Origin of the sequence: Microbacterium sp. 71-23 (assembly GCF_001897265.1) — a bacterium.
Lineage (GTDB): Bacteria > Actinomycetota > Actinomycetes > Actinomycetales > Microbacteriaceae > Microbacterium > Microbacterium ginsengisoli.
Genome location: NZ_MKSL01000035.1, coordinates 90,052 through 109,094, shown reverse-complemented (window position 1 = coordinate 109,094; position 19,043 = coordinate 90,052). Strand labels below are relative to the sequence as shown.

General features: G+C 72.2%; 18 protein-coding genes, 1 pseudogene and 1 riboswitch. Of the genes and pseudogenes, 9 read left to right on the top strand and 10 right to left on the bottom strand.

What is annotated here, in order from left to right; translation table 11 throughout:
* Positions 1-11: 11 nt before the first annotated feature.
* Complete coding sequence (locus tag BGO15_RS11140) at positions 12-1,430, bottom strand: L,D-transpeptidase family protein (protein WP_056518632.1); 1,419 nt, start codon at positions 1,428-1,430, stop codon at positions 12-14.
* Positions 1,431-1,524: 94 nt separating this feature from the next.
* Complete coding sequence (locus tag BGO15_RS11135; RefSeq protein WP_056207857.1) at positions 1,525-1,989, bottom strand: hypothetical protein; 465 nt, start codon at positions 1,987-1,989, stop codon at positions 1,525-1,527.
* Between the two features lie 167 nt (positions 1,990-2,156).
* Here BGO15_RS11135 and BGO15_RS11130 point away from each other — a divergent pair, with 167 nt between their 5' ends.
* The 6 genes from BGO15_RS11130 (at position 2,157) to BGO15_RS11105 (ending at position 8,307) form a co-directional block, all read left to right on the top strand.
* A complete protein-coding gene (locus BGO15_RS11130) occupies positions 2,157-3,335 on the top strand; it encodes an ROK family transcriptional regulator (RefSeq protein WP_056207859.1) in 1,179 nt (392 codons plus the stop codon).
* Between the two features lie 75 nt (positions 3,336-3,410).
* Positions 3,411-4,679 (top strand): extracellular solute-binding protein, encoded by a 1,269-nt coding sequence (locus tag BGO15_RS11125; protein WP_056207861.1) that lies wholly within the window; start codon positions 3,411-3,413, stop codon positions 4,677-4,679.
* Positions 4,680-4,763: 84 nt separating this feature from the next.
* Complete coding sequence (locus BGO15_RS11120) at positions 4,764-5,726, top strand: carbohydrate ABC transporter permease (RefSeq protein ID WP_056207862.1); 963 nt, start codon at positions 4,764-4,766, stop codon at positions 5,724-5,726.
* Complete coding sequence (locus tag BGO15_RS11115; protein WP_056518634.1) at positions 5,723-6,565, top strand: carbohydrate ABC transporter permease; 843 nt, start codon at positions 5,723-5,725, stop codon at positions 6,563-6,565. Before BGO15_RS11120 ends, BGO15_RS11115 begins: the two co-directional genes overlap by 4 nt.
* 43 nt (positions 6,566-6,608) lie before the next feature.
* On the top strand, positions 6,609-7,535 hold the full coding sequence (locus tag BGO15_RS11110; RefSeq protein ID WP_056207864.1) for an ROK family protein: 927 nt from the start codon (positions 6,609-6,611) through the stop codon (positions 7,533-7,535).
* Complete coding sequence (locus BGO15_RS11105) at positions 7,528-8,307, top strand: glucosamine-6-phosphate deaminase (protein ID WP_056207866.1); 780 nt, start codon at positions 7,528-7,530, stop codon at positions 8,305-8,307. Before BGO15_RS11110 ends, BGO15_RS11105 begins: the two co-directional genes overlap by 8 nt.
* A 10-nt stretch (positions 8,308-8,317) precedes the next feature.
* On the opposite strand, the gene BGO15_RS11100 is transcribed toward BGO15_RS11105, so the two are convergent.
* The 5 genes and pseudogenes from BGO15_RS11100 to BGO15_RS11080 all read right to left on the bottom strand — a co-directional run bounded on the left by BGO15_RS11100 (position 8,318) and on the right by BGO15_RS11080 (position 12,979).
* Positions 8,318-8,683, bottom strand: coding sequence for an NUDIX hydrolase (locus BGO15_RS11100; protein ID WP_273189867.1), 366 nt, complete (start codon positions 8,681-8,683; stop codon positions 8,318-8,320).
* A 30-nt stretch (positions 8,684-8,713) separates the two neighbouring features.
* Positions 8,714-10,078 (bottom strand): annotated as a pseudogene (locus tag BGO15_RS11095) (FAD-binding oxidoreductase); the annotation flags it as partial.
* Complete coding sequence (locus tag BGO15_RS11090) at positions 10,075-10,449, bottom strand: YrdB family protein (protein ID WP_045245874.1); 375 nt, start codon at positions 10,447-10,449, stop codon at positions 10,075-10,077. The pseudogene BGO15_RS11095 and the gene BGO15_RS11090, both read right to left, overlap by 4 nt.
* Positions 10,446-11,603 (bottom strand): N-acetylglucosamine-6-phosphate deacetylase, encoded by a 1,158-nt coding sequence (nagA, locus tag BGO15_RS11085; protein ID WP_056518636.1) that lies wholly within the window; start codon positions 11,601-11,603, stop codon positions 10,446-10,448. Before nagA ends, BGO15_RS11090 begins: the two co-directional genes overlap by 4 nt.
* Positions 11,600-12,979, bottom strand: coding sequence for a beta-N-acetylhexosaminidase (locus BGO15_RS11080; protein WP_056518638.1), 1,380 nt, complete (start codon positions 12,977-12,979; stop codon positions 11,600-11,602). Before BGO15_RS11080 ends, nagA begins: the two co-directional genes overlap by 4 nt.
* Before the next feature lie 56 nt (positions 12,980-13,035).
* A riboswitch (ZMP/ZTP riboswitch) is annotated at positions 13,036-13,119 on the top strand.
* A gap of 37 nt (positions 13,120-13,156) precedes the next feature.
* Between BGO15_RS11080 and glyA the strand changes: the two genes are divergently transcribed.
* The 3 genes from glyA (at position 13,157) to BGO15_RS11065 (ending at position 16,080) form a co-directional block, all read left to right on the top strand.
* Positions 13,157-14,431 carry a serine hydroxymethyltransferase gene (gene glyA, locus BGO15_RS11075; protein ID WP_056207872.1) on the top strand — a complete coding sequence of 425 codons (1,275 nt, stop codon included), beginning with the start codon at positions 13,157-13,159 and terminating at the stop codon, positions 14,429-14,431.
* A gap of 52 nt (positions 14,432-14,483) precedes the next feature.
* Positions 14,484-15,368: a bifunctional methylenetetrahydrofolate dehydrogenase/methenyltetrahydrofolate cyclohydrolase gene (locus tag BGO15_RS11070; protein WP_056518640.1), complete on the top strand. Its 885-nt coding sequence runs from the start codon at positions 14,484-14,486 to the stop codon at positions 15,366-15,368.
* 76 nt (positions 15,369-15,444) lie between these two features.
* A complete protein-coding gene (locus BGO15_RS11065) occupies positions 15,445-16,080 on the top strand; it encodes a TetR/AcrR family transcriptional regulator (RefSeq protein WP_048809480.1) in 636 nt (211 codons plus the stop codon).
* 154 nt (positions 16,081-16,234) lie between these two features.
* On the opposite strand, the gene BGO15_RS11060 is transcribed toward BGO15_RS11065, so the two are convergent.
* The 3 genes from BGO15_RS11060 to hpaD are packed head-to-tail and all read right to left on the bottom strand — an operon-like array spanning position 16,235 to position 19,001.
* Positions 16,235-17,053, bottom strand: coding sequence for an aldolase/citrate lyase family protein (locus BGO15_RS11060; RefSeq protein WP_056207874.1), 819 nt, complete (start codon positions 17,051-17,053; stop codon positions 16,235-16,237).
* Positions 17,038-17,823, bottom strand: a complete 786-nt coding sequence (gene hpaH / locus BGO15_RS11055; protein ID WP_045248198.1) for a 2-oxo-hept-4-ene-1,7-dioate hydratase — start codon at positions 17,821-17,823, stop codon at positions 17,038-17,040. Before hpaH ends, BGO15_RS11060 begins: the two co-directional genes overlap by 16 nt.
* Before the next feature lie 26 nt (positions 17,824-17,849).
* On the bottom strand, positions 17,850-19,001 hold the full coding sequence (gene hpaD / locus BGO15_RS11050) for a 3,4-dihydroxyphenylacetate 2,3-dioxygenase (RefSeq protein WP_056207878.1): 1,152 nt from the start codon (positions 18,999-19,001) through the stop codon (positions 17,850-17,852).
* Positions 19,002-19,043 lie beyond the last annotated feature (42 nt).

Genomic DNA, 19,043 nt, shown 5'->3' with positions numbered 1-19,043 from the left:
TCGACCCGGGCTCAGTAGTGCACGCTGACCTGCGTGCCGATCGGCGCCCAGGTGTAGACGAACTTCGCGTCGGGGATGCGCATGTTCACGCAGCCGTGGCTGACGCCGCGGATGCCGAACTCGTTGTGCCAGTAGGCGCCGTGCAGCGCCTCGTCCCCGTTGTAGTAGGAGACCCACGGCACGTTCTTGGTGCAATAGGTCGAGGTCGCCGTGCACCCCATGTCCTGCAGTGCGATGTGCGCGTAGATACGGAAGTTGCCCGTCGAGGTCGGCGTGGACGGCTTGCCGGGGGAGACCGGGTAGCTCGCGACGACCTGCCCGTTCTCGTAGAGCGTCGTGGTGAGGGTGGTCAGGTTGACGTCGATGTTGCGGCTCACCGTCTCGGTCTGGAACGCGGTCTCGGCGACCTGGAGACGGTAGACGCCGGCGTCGGGGGATGTGGTGGCCGACCCGAGCTGCGACGCGAAGGCTGCGGCGATGCCGGTGGTGTCGCCGATCGAGCGGCCATTCGTGCCGTCGTTCTCGGTGCCCAGCTGCTTGCCCTGGAGGTCGGTGATGATCTTGGCGTTCACGGGCGCGGTGTCGACCGCCGCGGCGAGTCCGTCGACGGCCTTCTGGATGCCGGTGCGGTCGGCGGTCACCGTGAGGGCGCCGTTCGCGTCGCTGACCGTCAGCCACGAGGCGACCGTCGCGGCGTCGAGCGGGACCGTGCGCTCCTCGCCGACGTAGAAGCCGGCCGTGGAGAGCACATGGTTGAGGTTCGAGGCCACGGCGGTGGCGGCATCCGTGGTCACCGCGGGGCTGAGCGGCACGCGCTGGCCCGAGATCGTCGTCGCTGAGCGACCGTCGGTGAAGGCGCTCACGAGGGCGGCCGTCACGGCGGTCGCGTCGAGGCCGGAGCCTGCGACCGCCGGGGTCACGGTGTACGCGCCGGATGCGCTGTCGAAGCCGACCGATGCATCGGTCGGCTCGGTGTTCTGGTCGGGGGCCGCGGCCGCGAGCACCTTGTGCACGGCTGCCGCGTCGACGGTCACGTTCACCGCGACCGGGGTGCCGTTCCACTGGGTGACGTTCCATGCCGGGCGGGTCTCGAACACCGACGAGGCGATCTCGGTGGCGTTCACCGTCGCGCCCAGATCGGCACCGGTGACCGAGACGGTGCCCGCCGACGTCGTGATGTCGACCGTGGTCTCGGCGAGTCGCTGGGTGATGGCGGCGGCGGCGGACCCCGGCGTCATCCCGCCGACGGTGACACCGGCGACGGCGGTGCCCGGAGCGATGAGCACGAGCGATGCGGCGACGACCGCGACGACGGCGAGCGCGACGGCCGGCGCACCGATCCACCAGCCCAGGCGACGGCGCGCACGCGGCGGCTCGGCTGGCGCCCAGGCGTACTCGGGCTCCGGCGTGTGCGCGGACTCGTTGGACATCGGCAACCCCCTGCGATTCGTGCCTCCATGGTACGCGTGGGGCTGGAGGGGAAATGCCCGGTGAGGTCACATTCGCATCACACCGGGCAGGGGGTCAGGACACGCCGCAGACCTCGCCGAACCGCCCGAGCGCGCCCTGCATGTCGGCGGAGAGTCCGGCGAGGTCGTCGAGCTTGCTCGCGTCTCCGGCGGCCATCGCGGTCATGGCGTCGCCGACCGACGCGTAGAGCTCGATGAGCGGCACCACGGCCGCCGCGACCGCGTCGTTCGTGATCTGCGGCTGGGTGTCGCGCAGGCGCGCCGAGGCGTCGGCGAGAGCGGATGCCGCGGCCTGCGCGTCGCTCTGCTCGGAGACTCCGCTCCCCACGTCGGCGATCGTCGACGCGACGAGCGCGCAGGCCTCGGCGGTCGATTGGCCCGCGTCGCCGGGCTGGTCGACAGCGGTGCCGGAAGAGGCGGGCGCCGCGGTTCCGGTGCACCCGGCGGCGAGGAGGACGACCACGAGGAGGAGTGCGGCGACCGCGCCGTTGCGGGCGCCGCGGCGGGGGGAAGCGGGCATGTCTCTGACCTCCAGACCGGGTCAGGCTACGGGCTGGCGCGGGAGCGTGTGCATCGTTCCCCACAGGACCGTGGCGCCGGCACGGCCACGTAACGGTTGTGTTAATCGTCGGCGGCGCGGGAAGGAAATGCTTGCGTCAAGTTTGTTCGTAAGGTGTACTAACAAACATGACGACGACGGATGTCCCGCGCAGCCCCTCCGGGCACGAGGGAGCAAGTGCTCTCGCCTTCGCCCCCGGTCGTGCCCTCCGGTCGGGCGTCAAGGTGCTCCCCGAGCACGCGCGCGCCCACAATCGATCCCTCGTCCTCCAGACGCTCTACCACCAGGGCGCGATGAGCCGGGCCGACCTCTCGCGGGAGACCGGCCTCACCCGCGTCACCATCTCCGACCTCGTCGCCGAGCTCATCGGCGACGGGCTCATGATCGAGAAGGGCGTGCGGGAGGACTCCCGGCCCGGAAAGCCCGCGATCCTCGTCGACATCCACCGCGACGGGCACCGCATCGTCGGCCTCGACCTCTCCGGTGCCGACGTCTTCCTCGGTGCGGTGCTCACCCTCGACGGCGACATCGTCGCGCGCGCCGAGCGGCCGCATCCGTCCGACCCCGCCGAGGTGCTCCCCACCGTCATCGACCTCGCCCGCCAGCTCGTCGGCGAGGCCCACGCCCCCGTGCTCGGCGTCGGCGTCGGCACCCCGGGCGTCGTCGACGACCGCGGCATCGTGCTCACCGCCCCCAACCTCGGATGGGCCGGCTTCGACCTCGAGGGCGCCCTGAACGCCGCCCTCGACCTGCCCGTGCTCGTCGCCAACGACGCGAACGCCGCCGTGCTCGCTGAGTACACGTTCGGCGGCGCGGGCGACGACGTGCTGCTGGTCAAGGTCGGACGCGGTGTCGGCTCGGGACTGCTCGCGGGGGGCCAGCCCATGCGCGGCGCCCGCTTCGCCGCGGGCGAGCTCGGACACGTCACCGTCGGCACCGACGGCGGCCCCGTGTGCGCGTGCGGCAAGGTCGGCTGCCTCGAGGCGTGGCTTGCCGTGCCCGCGATCGAGGCGCGCATCGCCGCCGACCCGGCCGCGGGCGACACCGTGCTGCGTGAGGCGGGCGAACGGCTCGGCATCGCGCTCGCCCCCGTCGTCGGGGTGCTCGACCTGTCGGAGATCGTGCTCTCCGGCCCCACTGAACTCCTCGGCGGTGTGCTTGCGCAGGCCACCGCCGAGGCCCTCCGCACCCGAACGCTCGCGCCCTTCCATGAGGGCGTGCGGGTGCGGATGACGGCGCAAGGCGCGGACATCGTCCTGCGCGGCGCCGCCGTCATGGTGCTGACCGCCCGGCTCGGAGTCTCGTAGCCGGCGGTCGACCAGGAAGCAGGCGGCATCCGTCGCCACCACCCACCACACCAGAGAGAACACAGAAGGACACCCATGAAGAAGTCCCTCGGAGCGGTCGCCCTCCTCGGCGCCGCGGCCCTCGCGCTCAGCGGCTGCGCCGGCAGCGGCAGCGGCGGGTCGACCTCCAGCGGCCCTGCGCAGATCCGCGTCTGGCTCGTCGGAACGGACACCCCCCAGGAAGCCCGCGATTACCTCGTGAAGACGTTCGAGGCGCAGAACCCCGGTTCGACGCTCGTCATCGAACAGCAGCAGTGGACGGGCCTCGTCGACAAGCTCACCACGAGCCTGTCGTCGAACGACACCCCCGACATCGTCGAGATGGGCAACACCCAGGCCGCCGCCTTCACCTCGAGCGGCGCCCTCGCCTCGCTCGACGACATCAAGGACCAGCTGGGCGGCAGCGACCTGCTCCCCGGCTTCGTCGAGGCCGGGACGTACGACGGCACGCTCTACGCCGCCCCGTACTACTCCGGTGCCCGCGTCGTGTTCTACAACACGGCCCAGTACCAGCAGGCGGGCGTGTCAGTGCCGACGACGCTCGATCAGTACATCTCGAATGCGCAGACCCTCGCCCAGAAGCTCCCTGGCGTCTCGGGCGTGTACTTCCCCGGGAAGGACTGGTACAACGCGCTGCCGTTCATCTGGGCCAACGGCGGCGACATCGCCACGCAGGACTCGAGCGGCAAGTGGACCGCCCAGTTCGAGAGCGACGCGTCGGTGAAGGGCCTCCAGCAGGTGCAGGAGCTCATGAAGACCTCGCTCGCCCCCAAGGACGGCGACGAGACCGACGGCTGGGTGCCCTTCCGCACCGAGAAGGCCGCGACCTACTCCGCCCCCAGCTGGGCGTACTGGTCGATCGTCGCCGACGAGAACAAGGCGCCCACGGCTCTCGCCAACACGACCGGCTACTTCGCCCTCCCGGGCGCCGGCGGCGGTGTCGCCCCCGTCTTCGCGGGCGGCTCGAACATCGGCATCGCCGCGAAGTCGCAGCACCAGGACCTGGCCAAGAAGGCGCTCGAGATCATGCTCGGCACCGACTACCAGGGCCTGCTCGCCAAGGCGGGGCTCGTGCCGGCGCGCACGTCGCTCGGCGGCCAGGTCGCCGCGGCCACGCCCGAGCTCGCGAAGGTGATCGCCTCGGCGGCCGCCAACGCGAAGCTCACCCCGGCCTCGCCCAAGTGGGCGGACGTCGAGGCCAAGGGCATCCTCCAGGACTTCTTCGTGCAGCTGGCCAATGGCGGCGACGCGAAGACCCTGGCGACGGCGCTCGACCAGCAGATCGACAGCATCCTCAACGGATGACCCACCCCGGGGCGCCCCGCATCGCGGGGCGCCCCGTTCCCTGCCCGGATTCCCCCCCCGACCCCCGACGAGAGGAGGCGCGCGATGACCACCCAGCTCGCCCCGACGGTGACGGATGCCGCGTCCGGCGGCTCCGCCCGCTCCGCGCCGCCCGTCCGGCGCCGCCGTTCCCGCACCCCGTGGGTGCTGCTGCTGCCGGCGTTCATCATGCTGGCCGTGTTCATCGGCTGGCCGCTGGTGCAGCTGATCGTGATGTCGTTCCAGAAGTTCGGGCGCGAGCAGATCTTCGGGAAGCCGCCGCTGTTCGTCGGCCTCGAGAACTACGCGCGGGTGCTCAGCGACCCCGAGTTCTGGACCGTGCTCGCCCGCAGCGTCGTGCTGTGCGTCGTGAGCGTGACCGCCACCATGATCCTCGGCGTGCTGATCGCGGTGCTCATGACGAAGCTGCGCGCGGTCATGCGCACCGCCGTCTCGGTCGCACTGCTGCTCGCCTGGGCGATGCCGGCCCTCACCGCCACGATCGTGTGGGGCTGGATCTTCGACACCCAGTACGGTCTCGTGAACTGGGTGCTCACCCGGGTGACGGGCCAGGACTGGACGGGCCACAGCTGGCTGATCGACCCGGTGAGCTTCTTCACGGTCGCCGCCATCATCATCACGTGGGGCGCCGTGCCGTTCGTCGCCTTCACCGTCTACGCCGGTCTCACCCAGGTGCCCGATGAGGTGCTCGAGGCGGCCGCGCTCGACGGGGCCGGCGGGCTCCAGCGGTTCCGCCTCGTGGTCTTCCCCTACCTCCGCTCGATCCTCACGGTGCTGCTGATCCTGCAGATCATCTGGGATCTGCGCGTGTTCGCGCAGATCTACGCCCTGCAGACGGTGGGCGGCGTGCGCGCCGACACGAACACGATCGGCGTCTACATCTACAGCGTCTCGATGGCCTCGGGCGACCTCGGCGCGGGCGGGGCGATCAGCGTCATCCTCGTCGTCATCATGCTCGCCCTCTCGGCGTACTACATCCGCTCCATGCTCAAGGAGGACCGCGCGTGAGCGCCCTCGCCCGCCGACGCACCTCCCGCGTGCTGTTGAACGCCGCCGCGGTCGTCGTGATCGCGTGCTCGATCTTCCCCGTCTACTGGATGGTCAACACCTCGCTGCTGCCGGGGTCCGCCATCAAGAGCGACACCCCGCACCTGTGGCCCGACCTGTTCACGGTGCAGAACTACGTCACCGCGCTCGGCTCCAGCGGCTTCGGCGCGGCCCTGCTCACGAGCGTCGTCGTGACGGTCGTGACGGTCGCCGCCGCCCTCGTCTTCGCCTTCCTCGCGGCGATCGTGCTGTCGCGGTTCCGCTTCCGCGGGCGCACCGCGATCATCGTGACGGTGCTCGTCGTGCAGATGATCCCTGCGGAGTCGATGATCATCTCGACCTTCCGCGTGCTCGACGGCTGGCACCTCGTGAACACGATGATCGGGCTGTCGCTCGTCTACATCGCGCTCGTGCTGCCGTTCACGATCTGGACCCTGCGGGGGTTCGTCGCCGGCATCCCCGCCGACCTCGAGGAGGCGGCGATGATCGACGGCTGCAGCCGTACCGGCGCGTTCTGGCGGGTGACGTTCCCCCTGCTCGCCCCGGGACTCGTCGCCACCGGCGTGTTCGCGTTCATCCAGGCGTGGAACGAGTTCGTGTTCGCGCTCGTGATCATGACCCGCCCCGAATCGCAGACGCTGCCGATCTGGCTGCGCAGCTTCGTGCAGGCCACGAAGGCGACCGACTGGTCGGTCGTGATGGCCGCATCCACGCTCATGGCGATCCCCGTGATCGTGTTCTTCCTGATCGTGCAGCGGCGCATGGCCGCGGGCCTCGTGTCGGGGGCGGTCAAGGGATGACCCGGATGCCGCGCAGCGCCCCTCCTCGCGGGGGAGGCGCCTCATGAGGGTGGGCCTCGACGTCGGCGGTACGAAGACCGACGCCGTCGCCGTCGACGACGCGACCGGGGAGGTGGTCGTGCGGGTGCGCCGCCCGACGCGAGTGGGCCCGGAGGGCGTCGTTCGCACGATCGTCGACACGGTGCACGACCTCGCCGGCGAGCTCGGCGTCGCCGTCGCGTCGTTCGCCTCGGTGGGGGTCGGGCTTCCGGGCCAGGTGGACGACCGCGGCGAGCGGGTCGCGCACGCGGTCAATCTGGGGCTCGAGCGGCTGGAGGTGGCATCCGTCGTCGCGTCTGTGCTCGGCACGCCGGTGCGGGTAGAGAACGACGTGAAGGCGGCCGCGCTCGGCGCCTACGCGATCGAACGGCTCGACCGCAGCATGGCCTACCTGAACCTCGGCACGGGCGTGGCCGCCGGCATCGTCGTCGACGGCGACCTGTGGCGCGGTGCACGGGGGGCGGCGGGCGAGGTGGGCCACGTGTCCATCGATCCGCGCGGGCCCGCGTGCCGTTGCGGCCAGCGCGGATGCATCGAGGCCCTCGCCGGAGGCGGGGCGATCGCCGAGAGGTGGGGGCGCGCGGCCGTGCTGCCGGTGCGCGACGTGTTCGACGCTGCCGACGCCGGCGATCCGCGGGCGGTCGAGCTGCGCGACGGCCTCGCGCGCGGCGTCGCCGCCGCCGTGCGCCTGCTGGTGCTGACGTGCGACGTCGACACCGTCGTGCTCGGCGGCGGGCTGACCGCCCTGCGCGAGCGCCTCACCGTGCCGGTGCAGGCGGCGCTCGACGAGGGCACCGCGGCATCCGGATTCCTCCGTTCCCTCGACGTGCCCGCCCGGCTGCGTCTGCTGCCCCCGGCCTCGCCGGCACCCGCCTTCGGTGCGGCGCTCGTCGGCGCCGCCGCGACCCGGAAGACGATGACCCATGGCTGAGATCGTGATCCTCCCCGACGCGGATGCCGCGGGCTCCCTCGTCGCCCGCGAGATCGCCGCCCTCATCGCCCGCACGCCCGACGCGGTGCTGGGGCTCGCGACCGGTTCCACGCCGCTGCCGGTCTACCGCGCCCTCGCGCGGCTCGTTGCCGACCTCGATGTGTCGCGGGTGCGCGGCTTCGCGCTCGACGAGTACGTCGGGCTCGAGCCGGGGCATCCCGAGTCGTACCGCGCGGTCATCACGCGCGAGGTGGTCGAGCCGCTGGGCCTCGACCCCGACCGGGTGCGCACGCCCGACGGGGCGCTCGAGGGCATCGCGCACGCCGGCGCCGACTACGAACGGGCGATCGCCGAGGCGGGCGGGGTGGATCTGCAGATCCTCGGCATCGGCTCCGACGGGCACATCGGCTTCAATGAGCCGGGCTCGTCGTTCGCCTCGCTCACGCGCGTGAAGACCCTGACGGCGCAGACGCGGCGCGACAACGCGCGCTTCTTCGCGTCCCCGGACGACGTGCCGATGCACTGCATCACGCAGGGACTCGGCACGATCCTGCGGGCGCGCCACCTGGTGCTCCTCGCGTTCGGCGAGGGCAAGGCGGCGGCGGTCGCCGGCGCGGTCGAGGGACCGCTGTCGGCCTCGGTGCCCGGGTCGGCGATCCAGCTGCACCCGCACGCCACGGTCGTGATCGACGAGGCCGCGGCGTCGGCGCTGGGCGACGCCGACTACTACCGCTACGCCTGGGCGAACAAGCCGGCCTGGCAGGGTCTGTGACCGGAGCCGCTCACTCCCACGCGAGTCGCAGCAGGTGATTGCGGCTGAGGTTCGCGAGCGGGGTGGATGCGGCATCCGCCGCGGTCAGCCAGCGCAGCTCCTCGATCTCCCCGCCGCGCGCGACGTCGGCATGGCGCACCCGCACCCGGAACGCGTCGGCCACGACCGTGTGGCCGGGCTCGTTCGCCGCTAGATCGCGGAACACTCCGAGCGGCTCGACCTGCGCCGGGTCGACGTGCACGCCGATCTCCTCCGCGATCTCCCGCACGAGCGCCGTCGTGGCGTCCTCGCCGGCCTCGGGCTTCCCGCCCGGCTGCTGGAACACGACCGCACCGGCCTTGCGCACCACGACCGCCCGGCCGTGCTCGTCGATCACGACGCCGGCGCTCACCCGGATCTCGGGGGCCGGCTCGAACACCTTCCCCGGGTTGAGGATGCCGGCCGGATCGAACGCCTGCCGCACGCGCTGCTGCAGCTGCCACTGGGCGTCGCCGAGCTCGTCGCGCAGCCACCGGCGCTTCAGCACGCCGACGCCGTGCTCGCCGGTGAGGGTGCCGCCGAGCCGCAGCGCCGCCTGGAACAGCGCGTCCGCCGCCTCCCAGACCGCCGGGGGCACCTCGGGTCCGTCGAAGATGAAGTTGGGGTGCAGGTTGCCGTCACCGGCATGCGCGACCGCGGGGATGCGCAGTCCGTAGCGCGCCTCGACGGCCGCGATCTCGTCGAACATCGCCGCCAGCTGCGAGCGGGGCACCGAGACATCCTCGATGAGGGTCGTGCCGAGCCGCGCCATCGCGGGGTGCATCGACCGGCGGATGCGCAGCAGCTCCTCGCCGCGGGCGGCGTCGGTGGTCACCTCGACCTCGCCGCCGTGCGCCGCGAGGATCTGCGCGACCTCGGCGGCCTCGGCGGCGGCCGCGGGGCCGTCGGTCTGGATGGTCAGCTGCGCGGCGCCCGCGGGCGGCGGCGCGAGCTCGAGCAGGTCGTGCACGGCCGCGAGGCTCGCGGCATCCATCAGTTCCATGATGGCGGGCTGCACTCCGGCGGCCGTGACGGCGGCGGACGCCGCGGCAGCGGTGCGCACGTCGGCGAACACCGCCGCGATCGTCGAGACCTCGCCGGGCACGCGACGGCGCAGCTTCAGGGTCGCGCCGACGATGACGCCGAGGGTTCCCTCCGACCCGATGAGCAGCGATGTGAGGTCGTAGCCGGTGACGCCCTTCACGGTGCGGTGGCCGAGGTGCAGCAGGGTGCCGTCGGCGAGCACCGCGTCGACCCCGAGCACCGCGTCGCGCACGACGCCGTACTTCGCGCACAGCAGGCCGCCGGCGCCGGTCGCGATGTTGCCGCCCACGGTCGAGATCGCGCGGGAGGCCGGGTCGGGCGCCCACCACAGGCCGTACGGGGCGAGATGGGCGTCGAGGTCGGCGTTGACGATGCCCGGCTCGACGACGGCGATGAGGTCGTCGGGCCGCACCTCGAGCACCCGGTCCATGTGGCGCACCGACAGGGCGATCTCGCCGCCGCCGGCGTTCGCGCCGCCCGCGAGACCCGTGCCGGCGCCACGGGTGACGACGGGGGTGCCGGTGGCGCTCGCGATGCGCAGCACCTGCTGCACGTCGGCGACCGATCGGGCCTCGACGACGCACAGCGGCGGGGCGGATGCCGCGTGGCCCGACGCGTCCGCACGGGCGGCCTCACGGGCGGCGACGCTCACGTCGACGCGGCCGGGCAGCGTCTGCTGCAGCCGGGCGACGACGTCGGCCGCGCTCATCCCAGGCGCCGCAGGCCCGCGATGAGTCCGACCGTCACCGCGACGATGCCGTAGCCGAGGCCGACCCACGCGAGCCCCATCGACCAGAAGGCGATCGTGGCGCTCACGTAGACGAGCAGCTCGACGGCGGCGCGCACGAACGGGTGCACCCGCAGCACCGCGCGGGGGCTGACGAAGAGCGCCCACAGCAGGATCGCCACGACGGGCGCGCCGATGCCGACGACGATGTTCCACGGGAACGGCCAGGCGGCGAAGCCCCAGAAGGCGAGCACGACGAACGCGATGATCTCGCACAGGAACGCCAGCAGGTCGAGCGGCGTCAGGGCGGGGCGGGTGCCCGCGGGAAGCGGCGCGTCGGTCGGAGAACTCACGCCGTCAAGTCTAGATTCGCGCCCGCCGTCCAGACGCCGCGCACGGTGAGGCGCGCATCGAGCAGCACAGCATCGGCGAGGCGGCCCGGTGCGAGCGCGCCGAGGTCGTCGCGGGCGATCGCGCGGGCGGGCGCCCCGGTGAGGGCCTCGACCGCGACGGGAAGGGAGACGCCCGCGGCGACAGCGGTGCGCAGCGCGGCGTCCTGCGTGAGGGTGGAGCCGGCGATCGTGCCGTCCCCGGCGAGGCGTGCGACGCCGTCGGTCACGTCGACGTCGAGCGCGCCGAGCAGGTACCGCCCGCCGCCGGAGCCCGCGGCCGCCATCGCGTCGGTGATGAGCGCGACGCGTCGGGGTGCGGCATCCATCAGCACGCGGATCAGCGCGGGGTGCACGTGCACGCCGTCGGCGATCGCCTCGATCGTGACACCGTCGCGGGCCAGTGCCGCCCCCAGCGGCCCCGGCGCGCGGTGGCCGAGCCCGGGCATGGCGTTGAACGCGTGGGTGACGAGGCTCGCGCCGGCGTCGAAGGCGGCGGATGCCTCATCCCACCCGGCCTCGGTGTGTCCGACGGCGACCGCGACCCCCGCTGACACGAGGCGTCGCACGGCGTCAAGCCCGCCGGGGAGTTCGGGGGCGAGCGTCACCTGCACGATCGTGTCGTCGCCCGCGGCGAGGAACGCGTCGAGCAGATGCGCGGTCGGCGGCGTGAGGAGGGCCGCTTCGTGGGCGCCGCGCCGGGCGGGAGCGAGGAAGGGGCCCTCGAGGTGCGAGCCGAGGATGTCGGCATCGGTGCGGGTCAGCTCCGCCACCATCGCGGCGCGGCGGGCGAGCAGCGGCGGCGGCGCGGTCACGAGGGAGACCACCGCCCGGGTCGTGCCGTGCGCACGGTGCAGGGCGCGTGCCGCCCGCACGTCGTCGGGGCCGTCGTCGTAGGCGTGACCCGCGCCGCCGTGCCCGTGCAGGTCGAGGAACCCGGGCGTGAGCACGGCACCGGGGCCGGCGGCATCCGTCGCGTCGACCACCCGGTCCGCGGGTTCCCACCCGTCGCCGGTGCCGATCGCGGCGACCTGCGCGCCCTCGAACCGCACCCACGCGTCGGCGGTCTCGACTCCGGCCGTGACGAGCCGGGCCGAGTGGATCACCGTGCTCGTCATGAGACGCCTCCGAGCGGACGCCACGCGATGCGCGCGACCCGCCCGTGGAAGTCGGCCGCGTCGATGCCGCGCGGTGACCACGCCTTCTCGGCCGCCGACGCGAGCCGCGGCCAGATGAGGCGGTCGATGTCGGCGGCGGTGCGCACCGTCTCGGTCCACATCGCGGCCTCGACCCCGAGGATGTCCGCTTCGGCGACGCCGGGGACGACCTCCGCCGGGTCCCAGTCGTACGAGCGTTCGAGGCTCGTCGGGCCGTCAGCCCAGGTGAGGCCGAGCGGCTCGTCGGCGTCGGGCTTCATGTCGAGGTAGATCGCGTCGGCCGGAGAGAGGATGACGCGGCCCCCGCGTCGCACGAATCCGCGGGCCTTCTCGTCCATCCCCTCGATCGGGGTGCGAAAGCCCCAGTACTGCCCGACGGTGCCCTCCGGCAGGTCGGGCGTCGTTCCCGCCTCGTGCCAGGTGACCGGGATCTTGCCGGCATCGATCACGAGCCGGGCGGCGCGTGCGACGAATCGGTCGAAGTCGGCGCGGTCGGTGCCGAGCGCCTCGTCGCCGCCGAGGTGCAGGTAGGGGCCGGGGGTCAGCGCGGCGAGCTCGCCGACGACGTCGCGCACGAAGTCGTACGTCTCCTCGAGGTCGGTGCGCAGCGACGAGAACCCCACCGCGAACCCGGTGTACGGCTCGTCGCGTGTCGGCACCCCGCCGCCGTAGGCGGCGACGACCTCGTCGATGTGCGGGCTCAGTACGGGGTCGCACGCGATGTCGGGGTAGGCGAGCGAGACGGCGTGGGTATGTCCGGGCATGTCGATCTCGGGCACGACGGTCATGTGCCGGGAGGTCGCGTGGGCGACGATCGTGCGGTAGTCGTCGGCCGTGTAGAAGCCGCCCGCATCGCCGAGGGCCGCTGTCGCGCTCGCGCGCTCGGTGAGGAGGGGCCGCGTCGCCATCGCCAGGCGCCAGCCCTGGTCGTCGCTCAGATGCAGGTGCAGCACGTTGAGCTTCAGGTCGCTGAGCCGGTCGATGAGGGCCGTCACGACCTCGACCGGGAAGAAGTGGCGCGCGACGTCGAGCATGAACCCGCGGTGCCGGAACCGCGGGGCATCCTCGATCTCGATGGCGGGCACGACCCAGCCCTCGTGGTCGCGGGTGGCGAGCTGCGCGAGGGTGCGACCGGCGTAGAACACGCCCGCGTCGTCGGCGGCGGAGATCTCGATGCCGGACTCGTCGACCCGGAGCCGGTACGACTCCGCGGCCCCCGGGTGGCGCGTGACGATCACCCCGTGGGCGCCCGGCTCGGGCGCCGCGACGCCGCGCCACGGCGCGGTGCCGGCGACCCGGGTGACGAGCGGGCGGGGGAGCAGCGCGGCATTCGTCATGTAAGGAACCCTAACAAACTACGGATGCCTCGCCCAGACCCTCCGATCCGATATGCTCGACCCGTCGCGACTGGCGTTGAGGTGGGACACCACCGGGGAGCGACCGACACGGTTATCGACCGCACGCCTGGGCCGATACGGAACCCCTTTTTTCCGAACCGTCGTCAGGAGATCGCCATGACCGATTCGTACTTCAACGCCCCGCTCGCCGAGGTCGACCCCGAGATCGCGCAGGTGCTCGACCGAGAGCTCGCGCGTCAGCAGGGCTACCTCGAGATGATCGCCTCCGAGAACTTCGTTCCCGTCTCGGTGCTGCAGTCGCAGGGCTCGGTGCTGACCAACAAGTACGCCGAGGGCTACCCCGGACGTCGCTACTACGGCGGCTGCGAGGAGGTCGACGTCGCCGAGGAGCTGGCGATCGCCCGCGCCAAGGCGCTCTTCGGTGCCGAGTTCGCCAACGTGCAGCCCCACTCGGGCGCCACCGCGAACGCCGCCGTGCTGCACGCGATCGCCCGCCCCGGCGACACGCTGCTCGGCCTCTCGCTCGACCAGGGCGGCCACCTCACTCACGGCATGAAGATCAACTTCTCGGGCCGCCTCTACAACATCGTCGCCTACGGCGTCGACCCGGAGACCTCGCTCATCGACATGGACGAGGTGCACCGTCTCGCGGTCGAGCACCAGCCGAAGGTCATCATCGCCGGCTGGTCCGCCTACCCCCGCCACCTCGACTTCGCGCGCTTCCGTGCGATCGCCGACGAGGTCGGCGCACTCCTCTGGGTCGACATGGCCCACTTCGCCGGGCTCGTCGCCGCGGGCGTGCACCCCTCGCCCGTTCCGCACGCGCACGTCGTCTCCTCGACCGTGCACAAGACCATCGGCGGCCCCCGCTCGGGCTTCATCCTCACCAACGACGCCGAGCTCGCGAAGAAGATCAACTCTGCCGTCTTCCCGGGCCAGCAGGGCGGCCCGCTCATGCACGTGATCGCCGCGAAGGCCACCGCGTTCAAGCTCGCCGGCACACCGGAGTTCAAGGACCGCCAGGAGCGCACCGTGCGCGGTGCGGCCCTCATCGCCGACCGGCTCAGCCAGGCCGACGTCGCCGGCGCCGGCATCACCGTGCGCTCCGGCGGCACCGACGTGCACCTCGTGCTCGTCGACCTCCGCAACGCGGAGCTCGACGGCAAGCAGGCCGAAGACCTGCTGCACGAGATCCACATCACCGTCAACCGCAACGCGGTGCCCAACGACCCGCGTCCGCCGCTGGTCACCTCGGGCCTGCGCATCGGCACCCCGGCGCTCGCGACCCGCGGCTTCGGCGACGCCGAGTTCACCGAGGTCGCCGACATCATCGCGCTCGCGCTCGTGCCCGGCGCCGACCTCGAGGCGCTGCGCACCCGCGTCGCTGCCCTCACCGCGGCCTTCCCGCTCTACGACGGCCTGCAGCAGTAAATCCGCTTCCGGGCGCGGGGGCTGTGGCCCCCGCGCCACGAAAGGACGACCCGTGACAGCAGAACGACTCGACGGCAGGGCCACCGCCGCCGCCATCAAGGACGAGCTGCGGGTGCGCGTGGCCGCGCTCGCCGCGCAGGGCGTGGTGCCCGGCATCGCGACCGTGCTCGTCGGCGCCGACCCCGCCTCCCAGCTCTACGTCGGCATGAAGCACCGCGAGGCGGAGGCGATCGGCATGGCCTCACTCCACGTCGAACTGCCGGGCGACGCCACGCAGGACGATGTGGAAGCGGCGATCGACGCGCTCAACGCCGACCCGGCGTGCCACGGCTACATCGTGCAGCTCCCGCTCCCCGGGCACCTCGACACCGAGCGGGTGCTCGAGCGCATCGACCCCGCGAAGGACGCCGACGGGCTGCATCCGACCAACCTCGGCCGCCTCGTGCTCAACGTCAACGGCACGATCACCAGCCCCCTCCCGTGCACGCCGCGGGCGGTCATCGAGCTGCTGCAGCGCAACGGCTACGACCTGAACGGCAAGGATGTCGCGGTCGTCGGCCGCGGCGTCACGATCGGCCGGTCGATCGGTCTACTGCTCACCCGCCGCGAGATCAACGCGACGGTGACCCTCACCCACACCGGCACGCGGGACCTCGGAGCGCACCTGCGGCAGGCCGACGTCATCGTCGCCGCGGCGGGCGTGGCCCACCTCGTGCGCGCCGAGCATGTGAAGCCGGGTGCGGCGGTGCTCGATGTCGGCGTCACCCGCGAGCGGGATCCCGAGACCGGCAAGTCGATCGTCTACGGCGATGTCGCCCCGGAGGTCGCGGAGGTCGCCGGCTTCCTCTCGCCGAACCCCGGCGGGGTGGGACCGATGACCGTGGCGCTGCTGCTGACGAACGTCGTCGAGGCCGCCGAGCGGGCCGTCGCATCCTGACGCAACCCTACGGTCGGCTCCCTCCCGGGTGCGCGTGGCAGAGTGGTCCCACGCCGCGGGCGGAAGGACAGCAGTAATGAGTGAGGTCGCCACCAAGCGGGCCTACGACTCGTCGGGCCGGCGCAAGGCAGCCGAAGAGCGCAGCAGACGGATCCTCGAAGCCGCGGCGCGCCACTTCGACGAGTGGGGCTGGCCGGGCACGACGATCGCCGCGATCGCCGCCGAGGCGGATGTCTCCGAGAATCTCGTGTTCCAGAGGTTCTCGTCGAAGTTCGATCTCCTGATGGCGGTGATGAGGGCCGGTGCATTCGGCCGCGCCCCCGACCTGCGCGGCGCGCTCGCCGAGCTCGACATGTCCGCCATCGCCGACCCCGGTGAGCGCCTCGAGCGCTTCCTCGACCTCGCGTGCGCCGCCGTGCCGCACTTCGCGCATTACGCGATCGTGTGGGCGCAGGCGTCCGCGTCCGATGACCGGGCCCGGGATCAGATGGATGCCGCGGCCCGCGCCCATCGCGACAACGTCCTCACTGTCGTGCGGGGCCTCACGGGAAGGCCGGACACCCCGGCGGATCTCGTGGACCGGGTGACCGTCGCGACCTCGGCGGAGACCTACCTCCAGTTCGCCCAGCTCGGGTGGGAGATGTCGTCGTACCGGGTGTGGCTGCGTGCCACGCTGCGGGGCATCCTGGCACTCGATCGAATCGTTACGTAAGCACCTTCCCTCGGGCCGCCTGCGCTCGTATATTCAGAGGAGTCCGCTCGTGTCAATTCGCGGCGGACCGTCGACCCGGGGGTAGCGGGGTGGCGGGGGGTGTCGAGAGCGCCGGGGGTTCTCGACACCCCCCGCCCTTTCTGTCAGCGACGCGTCAGTAGCCGGCGCGGGGCGCCGCGTCGTCGCCCGGCACGAAGCGGGCGGCGAGGGCCTCGGAACCGCGGGCGAGCAGGGTGACATCGGCGCCCACGAGCACGAACGACGCGCCCGTGGCGATGTAGGCATCGGCGACAGCCGGGTCGAACGCGTTCACGCCGACCGGCTTCCCGGCCGCGCGGACCGCGTCGAACGCCCGGTGCACGGCCGCCACGACATCGGGATGCGTCTGCTGGCCGAGCACGCCCATCGATGCCGCCAGGTCGCTCGGACCCACGAACACACCGTCGACGCCGTCGACCGCGGCGATCTCCGCGGCCGCGGCCACGCCCTCGGCCGTTTCGATCTGCACGAACAGCGAGACGTGCCGGTCGGCGTCGGCGAGATAGTCGTCGACGCGGTTCCAGCGTGCCGAGCGGGCGAGCGCCGAGCCGACGCCGCGGCGACCGCGGGGCGGGTAGCGCACATCGGCGACGAGCTCGGCGGCCTGCGCGGCCGAGGACACCATCGGCACGAGCACCGTCTGCGCGCCGAGATCGAGCACCTGCTTGATGGTGACGGTGTCGCCGATCGGCACCCGTACGACGGATGTCACGGGGTACGCCGCCACCGCCTGCAGCTGCGCGAGCACGTCGGCGAGGCCGTTGGGGGAGTGCTCCATGTCGATGAGCACCCAGTCCAGGCCCGACCCCGCACAGATCTCGGCGACGAGCGGCGAGCCGGTGCAGGCCCAGATGCCCGCCAGTGCGCGCGGCGACGAAGAGGCGCGCTGCGCCGCGAGCACATCGCGCAGGGTCGGGGTCAGGCGAAGCGGCACGAGATGACCCCCAGCGGTCCGTAGTCGGCGAGCACGGTGTCGCCGCGCGAGATCCACGTCGGGCGGGTGAACGAGCCCGCCAGGATGATCTCCCCCGCCTCGAGCCGGGCGCCGTGCTGGTGCAGCTTGTTCGCGAGCCACGCCACCCCGAGGGCGGGGTGGCCGAGGATGCCGGCCGCGACACCGGTCTCCTCGATCGTCTCGTTGCGGTACAGCAGGGCCGAGATCCAGCGAAGGTCGACAGCGTCGGGGGCGACCGGCGACCCGCCCAGCACCATGCCGCCGTAGGCGGCGTTGTCGCTGATGGTGTCGACGATCGTGCGCCCGTCGAGCTCGATGTGGGAGTTCAGCACCTCGAGTGCCGGTGTCACGTACTCGGTCGCCCGCAGCACGTCGAACACCGAGCAGTGCGGACCCTCGAGAGGGGCGGCCAGCACGAACGCCAGCTCGACCTCGATGCGCACGTTCGAGAACGCGTCGAACGGGATCGTCGCGCCGCTCTCCCACACCGTGTCGTCGAACATCACTCCGTAGTCGGGCTCGGTGATGCCGGTCGCCTGCTGCATCGCCCGCGACGTCAGCCCGATCTTGCGGCCGACGAGGCGACGGCCCGCCGCAAGGCTGCGGTCGCGCCATACGCCCTGGATCGCGTACGAGTCCTCGACGGTCGCGTCGGGGTGGCGCGCCGTGATGCGCGGCACGACACGCTTCTCGCGGTCGGCGACCGCGAGCTCCTCGGCGAGCGAGGCGATGACCTCGGGGGGCAGCATCCGGATGTCTCCTCTCGCCCTGAACGCTACAGCTGCGCGCCGAGCTTGAACTCGCCTGCGGCGACGCTCTCCTCGTCGCGTCGCGTGTAGGAGAAGCCGTCGGCGCCGATCGTGACCGCCATCTCCGAGGCGTCCGTGCGTGCCACGACGGGCTTCGGGTTGCCGTCGAGGTCGAGCACGAGCGACGCATCGGTGTACCACGACGGCACGACGGGGTTGCCCCACCAGTCGCGGCGCTGGTTGTCGTGCACGTCCCACGTCACGACCGGGTTGTCGGGGTCGCCCGTGTAGTAGTCCTGCGTGTAGATCTCGACGCGGTGGCCGTCGGGGTCGCGCAGGTAGAGGTAGAACGCGTTCGAGACGCCGTGGCGACCCGGTCCCCGCTCGATCGCGTCGGAGCGGCGGAGGGCACCGAGCTTGTCGCAGATCGCGAGGATGTTGTGCTTCTCGTGGGTCGAGAAGGCGACGTGATGCATGCGGGGGCCGTCGCCGCCGGTCATGGCGGTGTCGTGCACGGTGGGCTTGCGGCGCATCCACGCGGCGTAGACGGTGCCCTCGTCGTCCTGGATGTCCTCGGTCACCCGGAAGCCGAGATCCTGCATGAACGCGACCGCGCGGGGCACGTCGGGGGTGACCTGGTTGAAGTGGTCGAGACGCACGAGCGCGCCCGGGGTGTACAGGTCGTAGCGCCAGGCGAGACGCTCGACGTGCTCGACCTCGTAGAAGAACTCGTACGGGAAGCCGAGCGGGTCCTCGACGCGCACCGACTCGCCGATTCCCTTCGTGAAGCCCTCCGCACGACGCTCGACGCGGCATCCGAGCTCGGTGTAGAACGCGACCGCGCGGTCGAGGTCCTCGGGCGTGCGCACGCGGTACGAGAACGCGGCGACGGCGGCGACCGGGCCCTGACGCAGCACCAGGTTGTGGTGGATGAACTCCTCGATCGAGCGGAGGTAGACCGTGTTCTCGTCCTCCTCGGTGACCACGAGGTCCAGCACGTCGACGTAGAACTCGCGCGACGCGGCGAGGTCGGTCACGACGAGCTCCATGTACGCGCACCGCAGGATGTCGGGTGCCGGCGAGGTCGGCGTGGGCACCGGGTTGTCGGTGCGGATCGGCGCCTCCTGGGAGACGTAGAAGCCCGACGAGGTCAGGGTGCGGTCTTCGGGATTGGTCATGTCAGCGTCCTTGCTCGATGGTGGGAAGAAGAAGGGATGCCG